The 9,778-nt window shown below is 61.2% G+C and carries 3 protein-coding genes and 1 rRNA gene; all 4 read right to left on the bottom strand.

Features of this window, described 5'->3' with window-relative positions:
- Positions 1-95: 95 nt before the first annotated feature.
- A complete protein-coding gene (recD, locus tag J1G33_RS08710; protein ID WP_223017937.1) occupies positions 96-2,174 on the bottom strand; it encodes an exodeoxyribonuclease V subunit alpha in 2,079 nt (692 codons plus the stop codon).
- Positions 2,171-5,842: an exodeoxyribonuclease V subunit beta gene (gene recB / locus J1G33_RS08715; protein WP_223017938.1), complete on the bottom strand. Its 3,672-nt coding sequence runs from the start codon at positions 5,840-5,842 to the stop codon at positions 2,171-2,173. Before recB ends, recD begins: the two co-directional genes overlap by 4 nt.
- On the bottom strand, positions 5,839-9,291 hold the full coding sequence (recC, locus tag J1G33_RS08720; RefSeq protein WP_032879473.1) for an exodeoxyribonuclease V subunit gamma: 3,453 nt from the start codon (positions 9,289-9,291) through the stop codon (positions 5,839-5,841). The genes recB and recC overlap by 4 nt, the downstream gene beginning before the upstream one ends.
- Before the next feature lie 161 nt (positions 9,292-9,452).
- Positions 9,453-9,568: ribosomal RNA gene (gene rrf, locus J1G33_RS08725) — 5S ribosomal RNA — on the bottom strand.
- Between the last annotated feature and the right edge of the window lie 210 nt (positions 9,569-9,778).

A 9,778-nucleotide genomic window follows, 5' to 3' on the forward strand; every position in this document is an offset into this window, starting at 1 on the left:
CAACGATAGCACAGCGGCGGGAAACCCCATGCCGCACGGCTGACACGAGGCCTACTATTTTTTCAGAAAAATCAGACATCTGAATCAGAAATATTTCATGACCTATCAGTCAGTTTTTCAGGCACGGCGTCCAACTCCAGCATCAACCCGCTCAAACGCTTGACCTTGCGCCGTACCGCCTCCTCAAACACCCCACCGCGGGGCTCGATCAAGCTGAACCAGCGCTTGGCGCGGGTAACACCGGTATAGATCAACTCCTTGGTCAACACCGGGTTCAAAGCGTCCGGAAGGATCAGCGCCGTATGGGTGAACTCCGAGCCCTGGGATTTGTGCACGGTCATCGCATACACGGTTTCAACATCATTCAAGCGGCTGGGCAGCACAAAACGTACGCCGCCCTGGCCATCGTTACGTGGGAAGGCCACCCGCAGCACGTGGGAGCCGCCCTCGTTTTCGGGCAATTTCAACGCGATACCGATGTCGCCGTTCATCAGGCCCAGGCCGTAATCGTTACGGGTCATCAGTACCGGACGACCTTCGTACCACTGCTCGTCGCCTTCGATCAGGCGTACTTTGCGCAGGGCCGCGGTGATGCGCTGATTCAACCCTTCAACGCCCCAAGGGCCTTTGCGCACCGCGCAGAGCAGTTGGAACGCATCGAAGGCTTGCAGCAACTGTTGCGCCCAATGCGTCCAGGCCGCGTCATCACGTGGCGTATCCAAGGGTGGACGTGCCGATTGCAGCAGATTCAGGTAGTAGCGATAGCCTTGGGCGCCGTCGCCCTGGCCGTCCAGCACCAGGCGCTCAAGGGCATAGTCATGCTCGCCCTTGAGGCTGACGCAAAACAGGTCGTCATGACGACCTGCGGCCAACAGCTGACGTGCCTGTTCGGCATTTTGCTGGTTGACCCAGCGCGCCAGCTGGCCGATGCCGCTGCCTTCGCCGAAACGACGTGAATAGCGCAGCATCACCACCTGCTGGGCCAGGGGATGGCTACCGTCGAGGTCTTCTTGCAGGCCGCTGGCACTGAGGTCTTCGCCGCTGACGGCTTGCAGCCATTGCCGAGTGTGCGGGCTGTACCAGCCGTCTTCGGCATCACGACACAAATCACCGAGTACCGCACCCGCTTCCACCGACGCCAATTGGTCCTTGTCGCCCAGCAATACCAGACGCGCATGGGATGGCAAGGCGTCGAGCAGGTTGGCCATCATTTCCAGGTCGATCATCGAGGCTTCATCCACCACCAGCACGTCCAACGGCAATGGATTACCGAGGTGATGCCGGAAGTGGCGAGTACCGGGACGACTGCCCAGCAGGCGGTGAACCGTGGTGACCTGCGTCGGGATTTTTTCCCGCACGCTGTCGGGCACTGTCAGCGACAGCACTTGCTGGCTGATGGATTCGGTCAGGCGCGCAGCGGCTTTACCGGTGGGCGCGGCCAGGCGAATGCGCAACGGGCTGCCGGACTCCACGGCGGGCGCCTGCAGCAACGCAAGCAGGCGCACTACGGTGGTGGTCTTGCCGGTGCCGGGGCCGCCGGTGACGATACTGAATGCGCCGCGGGTAGCCAGCGCACAGGCAAGTTTTTGCCAATCAATCACCCCATCCGGCGCCGGTTGGTCGAACAGGCGGTTGAGGCGTTGTGGCAAATCGGCAGCTGCGGGCTCCACGCTCGCGAGGCGCAGGCGCAGGGCGCGATCGATACGTCGCTCGTAGGTCCAGTAGCGGCGCAGGTACAGGCGTTTGCCGGACAACACCAATGGCCGGCTCTGGGCCACGTCGCTGCCATCGACCGCCAGCGCGACCAGTGGGCTGCCCGCCAGGGCATGGCACCAATGGGCACCGTCCAGGCCGTGCAGCAACTGCGACGGCAGCAGCATGGCGCCGGTGTGCAGGTCGCCTTCGGGCGGCAAAGACAGGGCGAAGTCCGGCGTCTTGAGGGTTTCGAACAGGTCCAGGCAGACGTGGCCATGGCCCAGTTGATGGCTGGTCAACGCGGCCGCCAGCAGCACCAAGGGATCGGCCTGGGCATCAAGCTCGTGCAGGAAGCCGACGAAGGCTTTGTCCAGGGCCCGCAACCAGCCACGCTCGACCCAACGCTCAAGCAACTGCACCAGGTCAGTGGCGTGACTCAGCGGTGCCAGCTCCTCCAGCGGTAACGGCGACAGGCTCATAGCAACACTCCTTGTTCCCAGACGGGCTCGACCTTGGGCGCAATTGGCTTGCCCTGGAACAACAGGTCCAGGCTTTCGATCAGCTCACGGGGCGGCCGGGTGAAATACGCCCCCTGGCTCACCGACTGAGTGCCACGCAGGAACAGGTACAAGGCGCCGCCGACGTGCTGGTCGTAGTCATAATCGGGCAGGCGTGCCTTGAGCTGGCGATGCAGGGCCAGCAGGTAAAGTACGTATTGCAGGTCGTACCGATGCTCAAGGATCGACTGCTCCATGGCTTGCTGGGTGTAGGCCGAATCGTCGGGGCCGAGCCAGTTGGATTTGTAGTCCGCCACGTAGTAGCGCCCCTCGTGTTCGAACGTCAGGTCGATAAATCCCTTGAACATGCCGTTGAGCAGCACCGGCTCCGCGGCCACACGGGAAACGCCGCCGTGGGTGTGCCGGCACACCAGCTTGTCGAGGGCGAGCACATCGACTGTGTGACTGGCGAACCAGAACTCCATTTCAATCTGGTACTGCTCAAGACCGCTGAGGGTCACGTGGTCGTTGTACAGCGGCAACGGCGTTTGCAACAGATGCCCCAGCCAGCCGCTGAGGGTGACGATCCAGCCTTCCCAATTGCGGCGGTTACAGCGTGCGCCCACGGCCTTTTCAATGGCCTCGGGCGTCACGTTGAAACCCTCTTCACCGGCCCACTCCAACAAGCCGTGGAGGAAGGTGCCTGGATTAGGCCCGCGTGGGAAACGGTGAATATCACCGCCGGACGCCACCACTTCCCGTGGTGCATCGGGGTCGAGGCGTTCGTCATCGAACAGCTTCTGGGCCTGCGGGCTTTCCGGCGCTTCGAGGCTGGCGGCGCTCATGCTGTCGCCAATGCGCAAGGCACTGTAGGAGGCAATCCACCAGTTTTCCGCAGCCTTGCGTTTGGGCAGCAATGGCGCAAGCAACGTCGCTTCATTGCGCGGCGGGTGAAACAGGATGTCCTGGATATCCGGCACAAGGCCATAACGGATGGCCAGGCAACCTTCCTGTAAATCCAGCAACCAGCGCGCCAGGCCGGTGGACTCGCCCAACGACGTCCCGCCCCCCAGCAAATACCCCAATGCCGACAGGTGCAAGACCGAGCTGCTGTTATTTCCGCGCTTGAGGTCGGCAATGCCCAGCCAGCACGCGTGTTTGGCGCGGGTCAAGGCCACGTAGAACAAACGCAGGTCTTCGGCCAGGCGCTCGTCATCGGCTTGGGCGATCAGCTCGGCCGTTGGCCGCAGGCTCACTTGGGACTTGCCGTGTTCATCGTGGTAATGCAGCGGCAAGCGACTGCCATCCACCGGTTTGGCCGAGCAGATGAAGGGCAAGAACACCAGGTCGTATTCCAGGCCCTTGGATTTGTGGATGGTCACCACCTTGACCAGTTGCTCATCGCTTTCCAGACGCAGGATCTGTTCTTCACCGGCCTGGCCCGACAGTGCCAGGTGATCGGCCAAGTGGCGGATCAACGCCTGTTCACCATCGAGTTCCGACGCGGCTTGTTGCAGCAACTCACTGAGGTGCAACAAGTTGGTCAGCACGCGCTCGCCATCACTGCGGGCGATAAGGGTTTGAGGCAGCTTGAAGTCGTGGAGCAGGCGACGCAGCATCGGCAGCACGCCTTGGGTGCGCCAGATTGCGCGGTAGCCACGGAACTGCATCACGCGCGATTCCCACGCCAATTCGTCCTGGTTCAGACGCTCCAGTTCCGCCAGGGACAGGTTCAAGGTGACGCAGGCCAGGGCGGCGCGCAGCGGGCGCTCGACATCCGGCTCGGCGCAGGCCTTGAGCCAGGCCAGCAGGTCGTGAGCTTCCTGGGCGGCGAAAACCGAGTCCTTATCCGACAGGTACACACTGCGCACGCCACGGCTGGCCAACTCAGCGCGCACGGCCTGGGCTTCCTTGCCGTCGCGTACGAGGATGGCGATGTCTGACGGCAATACGCCCTTGAGGCTGCCCTCTTTTACAAAACCTGCTGTGCCTTGCTGCCCACCATTGAGCAACGCGACGATCTGTGTGGCGCAGGCCGCAGCCAAGTGCTGACGGTAAACCGCGGTGGAAATCGGCTGGTCGGTAGGCAGGTGCCACAGGTTCATGGCCGGCAACGGTTGGCCGTCAACCTGCAGGTGCTCGCTGCGGCCCTGGGACAGCACCGGGTGAAACGGCACCGGGTTCTCGCCGTTGGGCTCGCGGAACAGGAACGCACCACGGCCGGTTTCCGCACGCTGGAACACGTGGTTCACCGCTTCGACCATCGCATGGCTGGAGCGGAAGTTGGTGCCCAGGGTGTGATGGCGGCCGGTGGTGGACTGCCGGGCGCGCAGGTAGGTGTAGATGTCGGCACCGCGAAAGGCATAGATTGCCTGCTTGGGGTCGCCGATCAAGAACAGGCCACTGTCCAGGTGGTTTTCGTCGATGCGGTAGATGCTGTCGAAGATGCTGTATTGCACCGGGTCGGTGTCTTGAAATTCATCAATCAGCGCCACCGGGAATTGCTCACGGATCACACTGGCCAGGCGCTCGCCACCGTCTGCCTGAAGGGCCGCGTTGAGGCGGATCAGCATGTCGTCGAAGCCCATTTCAGCGCGGCGACGTTTCTCTTCTTCGAAGCGTTTACCCACCCAGCCAGCCGCATGTTGCAATACCGCGGCGTCGGGCGTTGGCAATGCATCGAGGCTGGCTTTGAGGCCGGCCATCGCCTCGATCCCCGGGTGCTGCGGCGGTTCGCCCTTCCAGGCTTCGGCCATGCCCTCGGGCGTCAGGCGCGTGAAGCCGGTACCGATGTCCAATTGCTCCAGGGTTTCATCGGCGGCCCAGGCACTGATCTTTTCGAACCAGGGTTCGAAGTAGCGCGCTTGCATCTTGCGCCCATCGACCGTTTTGGCGGCGACGGCTTGCAGGCAGATATCGCGCAGCTCGGCCGCCCATTGTTGCCAGGGTGCCTTGAGGGTCGTCAGCGCGGCGCGACGCTCTTGCAAACAAGCGTTGATCAGTTCGGCCGGCTCGCGACTTTCGTCGGTGGGCCGCTCGCTGCCGAACAGCGCACGCACCCTTGGCATCAGCGCCGCGGGGCCGCCCCAATTGTTGCGCACCCAGTTGAGCGCATCGTCGTGCATCGGGTAGCAGAACAATCGCCAGTAATCGCGCAGCACTTCGCCCAGCAGGTCGCTATGGTCAGTTTCCAGGGTCTGGGTGAACAGGCTGCCACTGTCGAACGCATGTTCACGCAACATGCGCTGGCACCAGCTGTGGATAGTCGAGACGGCGGCTTCATCCATCCATTGCGCGGCGATGTCCAGGCGGTTGGCGCAGGCCGGCCATTGCTGCGGAGCGTATTGCTCGCGCAGGTCGGCGATCAACGCATCGGGCTGTTCGATTTCGTCGCGAAAGAAGCGCGCAGCTTCGGCCAGGCGGATGCGGATGCGTTCACGCAGCTCCTTGGTGGCCGCATCGGTGAACGTGACGACGAGAATTTGCGGCGGCAGCAGTTCGCGGCCGAAGCCTGACTCATCACCACCATGGCCGAGCACCAGGCGCAGGTATAACGCGGAGATGGTGAAGGTCTTGCCAGTGCCGGCACTGGCTTCAATCAACTGGCTGCCTTTAAGCGGGAATGCCAGGGCCAAGGGTTTGCCGATCATGCGCTGGCCTCCGCGCTGGAAAGCGATCGCCATGGTGCGTTGATGAGCGGGCGATACAGGGTTTCGCACCAGCCTTCGAATTCCTCACTGGCGACCAACGCCGCGTAGTCGGGAAATTGCCGCGTGAGAGCAGGCGTTTCGCGGCGTTCGCCGTCAGTGGTGATGCCATCGCCTTCGTAAGCTTTGCTGGCCGCGGCTTGGGCCTTGGCGGGGTCAGTTTGGCCGAGCCAGGCGAAAGCGGTTTTTACTGCAACGGGCAGCGGTGTGCTCATACCGGTGTGCCAAGCCAGCAGCAGGTTGCCGAGGATTTCCTGGGCAGTAGGTTTATCCAACGGCTCGAGCAGCAAGGTGTCGTCACTTGCTACCAGGCCGGTACTCAATGGCAGGCCACAGGCGCAGGCCACCACATGGTTGACCCAGGGGCGGATCAAGCGATGCCACTTGCGTGTCTTGATCGAGCCAATGCTGTTGGGGATGGTGGTAACGCTTAACAGGCCGCCATCGCTGCGGCGATGCAAGCCGCTGATCCAGCCTTCCAACTGAATGCCTCGATACTCAAAACTGATAGGTTCAGCGCCGGTATGTGGGGTCGGCCACAGCGCCAGAAGCTGTTGATAGCGCTGCACCAGGTCAGGCAACGGCTCGATCAACTCCTTACGCAGGCACTCACCGAAACCGACCATCGGCAACAGGCCACTGCCCTGCAAACGCAGGGCTTGGGCGTTGAGGGCCTGGTCGAGGTGATCGGGGTGGGTCAGTGCAGCATTTAGCAGACTGTCGCTGAGGCTATAGCGCTGCAGTGCGTCGAGGACGAAGGGTTCTTCGTCAGCCAGAGGCACTTCTGCGGCTTCGAAGAATACTTTCAGACGCTGGCTGAAGAAATGTTTGACTGGGTTGCGCAAGAAGTCCTGCAACTGACCGAGGCTCAGGGGTTCTTCCTGTTGATGCTGCAGCAATACATTCGCTGGGGGCATGACATCCCGCGCTTCATGCAGCAATTGCCATTCGCGGGCGTAGCTGAACAGTGGATCGCCTTCATGGAAGTAGCGGGCGCTGAAGGGTTGGAGCGGGTGTTCCTGGGTCATTGCGTCGATCAGCGGCTTATCGCTGCCGGCGTGCTGCCAGCCGCTGGCGAGGTGGTCGCGCAACTGGCCGATCAATACCGAGGCAGGGCGATCGCTGTTATCGCGGATGCTGCGGCCAACCCAACTGATATAGAGCTGGTCGCGGGCCGAGAGCAGCGCTTCGAGCAGTAAGTAGCGGTCGTCTTCGCGGCGCGAACGGTCACCGGGACGGTAGTCGCTGCCCATCAGGTCGAAGTCCAGCGGCGGTTGTGCTCGTGGGTAGTCGCCGTCGTTCATGCCGAGCAGGCAGACCAGCTTGAACGGGATCGCACGCATGGGCATCAGGGTACAAAAATTGACAGCTCCGGCGAGAAAGCGCTGGGACAAGCGACCCTGATCCAATCCGGCCAGCCATGCCTCACGGACGACCGTAAGCGGTAACTCGTCCTGCAAGCCAACGGATTCGCAGGTTTCCAGCCAGGTCTCTCTCAGTTGCTCAAGCTGGCCCAAGAGGTAGTCATCGTGCTCGCTGCTGGGCAGGAAGAACAGCTGCATCAAGCGTTGCAATCGCTCGCCCCACACCCTGGGAGCAGCCGGTTGTGATAACGCCTGATGGGCATCATTCAAGGCATCGAGCAGGGCGACCAGCGGGCCGATCAATGCCGCATCGAGGCCGCCGATTTCGTCGTAGGGCTCAATACCTTCACAGGCCATGCCAGTGCCGACTGCATAGCCCAGCAACATACGGCGCAGGCCGAATCGCCAGCTGTTTTGTTCCAGATCTGTGGGTAGACCCAAACCGACACGTTGTTCGGCGTTCAGCCCCCAACGGATACCGGCGCCTTCGATCCAGCGATGCAGGGTGGGCAGGTCGCGCTCTTTGATAGCAAAACGCTCACGCAGGGCGGGAACGTCGAGCAGGTCGAGGATTTCACTGACGGGGAAACGACTGTCGGGAAGCTTGAGCAGATGTTCGACGGCGATCAGTAGAGGATCGCGGCCGCGTTGGCCTTGGTCTGTCAGGGTATAGGGGATGAAGCGTGGGTCATTTCGCTCAAGCTGGCCGAAGACCGCGCGGATGTGCGGCGCGTAGCTGTCGACGTCGGGAACCATGACGATGATGTCCCGAGGGCGCAACGTTGGATCGGCGCTGAAGCGTTGGAGCAATTGGTCGTGGAGGATTTCCACTTCGCGCTGGGCGCTGTGGGCGATGTGGAACCGGATGGACGTATCATGCTCCAGATCAACAGCGGGCCACAGTTCGCGGGTTTCATTCAGCGGGCGCAGTTCGAGGATATCGTCCTGGAGCTGGTTGAGCAGCGTGGTGGGTTCGCTGTCACTGAACAGATCGATGCGCCCATCGCGAAATGCGGCGCGGTAGCTGTTGGGGTCATCGTAGCTGTCCAACAAACTGATGTAATCACGGCCCTGCTTGCCCCAGGCTGCCAGTAGCGGATGGGCGTGCTGGTGCAAGGTTTGGGGATCGATAGTGACCGGCATACCGGCTTTGCGCGCCTGGCGCTTGTATTCATTACGCAGTAAATCCTTGTCGGCGACGATGTCGGACCAATGATGGCGGCAAGGGTTATGTACACAGAGCAGGACCTGGCTGAAACGGGCCAGGCCAGCGAGGGCTTCCAGTGCTTGGGCCGGCAGTGATGAAATGCCGAATACAATCACCCGGGAAGGCAAGCCGGGGGGCGCTTGCTCAAGGCTGTTGATGCGCTCGATGAAGCGCTGGTGAACGCCGGCTCGGCTTTCAGCCATGCCCTCCTCTCCTACATCCAGCAGCAGCGCACGCCATAACTCGGCTTGCCAGCAGTTGGCAGGGTTGAGGGGCTTGGATTCGCCTCGACCATTGCGCAGTTGGTGCCGACCTGCGGCCCAGTCTTCCAGCCAATCAGCGCGGTAGACCTGGTATTGGTCGAACAAATCGGCCAGGCGCTCGGCAAGTTGGTAGCGTTTACGCAGGTCGGTGTCTTGAGTCAGGAAGCGCTGTAGGGGCTCAAAATGCGGCTGGCCAATCAGTTCGGGTAACAGGCGCATAAGACGCCAGGTCAGCGGGGCTTTATCGAGCAGGGACTTGGGTGGAATTTCATCACGGCCCAGGACCATGCGGTAGAGCTGCCACATAAAGCTGCCAGGCAGTTGCACGTCGATTGCTGCGGCAATGCCGCAGCCGCCCATATCATCTTCTTGCGGATCTTCAGCCAAGGCCAGCTTGAGCCATTGGGCGATGCCGTTGCTTTGTACCAACGCGATTTCGTTTTCCAAAGGCGCCAGTGGATAACGGCGCATCCAGCTGACCACCAGGCTGCGCAGTTCGTCCAGGCGGTTGCCGTGAACCACCATGAATCCAGGGCTGAGGGACGTCGCGTCCGGCATAACGGCTTCCTTGGGAAAAGCAAAATCGAGGGGTGGACTTTAGCACTGTGGTGCATGGGGCGGACACAGCCTGACAGCCGTGCGCGGATAGAGTGGACACTTTTCGACCGCCCAAAACAAAACCCCTGTCTGCGTTAGCAAACAGGGGTTCTGGAATTTAATCTTGACGATGACCTACTCTCACATGGGGAAACCCCACACTACCATCGGCGATGCATCGTTTCACTGCTGAGTTCGGGATGGGATCAGGTGGTTCCAATGCTCTATGGTCGTCAAGAAATTCGGGTACTGAGTCGCGACCAGTTGGCCTCGCTTCAGCAAATTGGGTATGTGATAGTTTTCGGTGTTTTGTGAGCGTCGAACTTTCGGTTCATTGCGTCTTCACACACCGCAATCTGGTCTCTTTCGCTTTTCAGCTCAGAGCATGCAAATTGCTTGGGTGTTATATGGTCAAGCCTCACGGGCAATTAGTATTGGTTAGCTCAAC

Source organism: Pseudomonas sp. P867, assembly GCF_019891455.1.
GTDB classification, from domain to species: Bacteria; Pseudomonadota; Gammaproteobacteria; order Pseudomonadales; family Pseudomonadaceae; genus Aquipseudomonas; species Aquipseudomonas synxantha_A.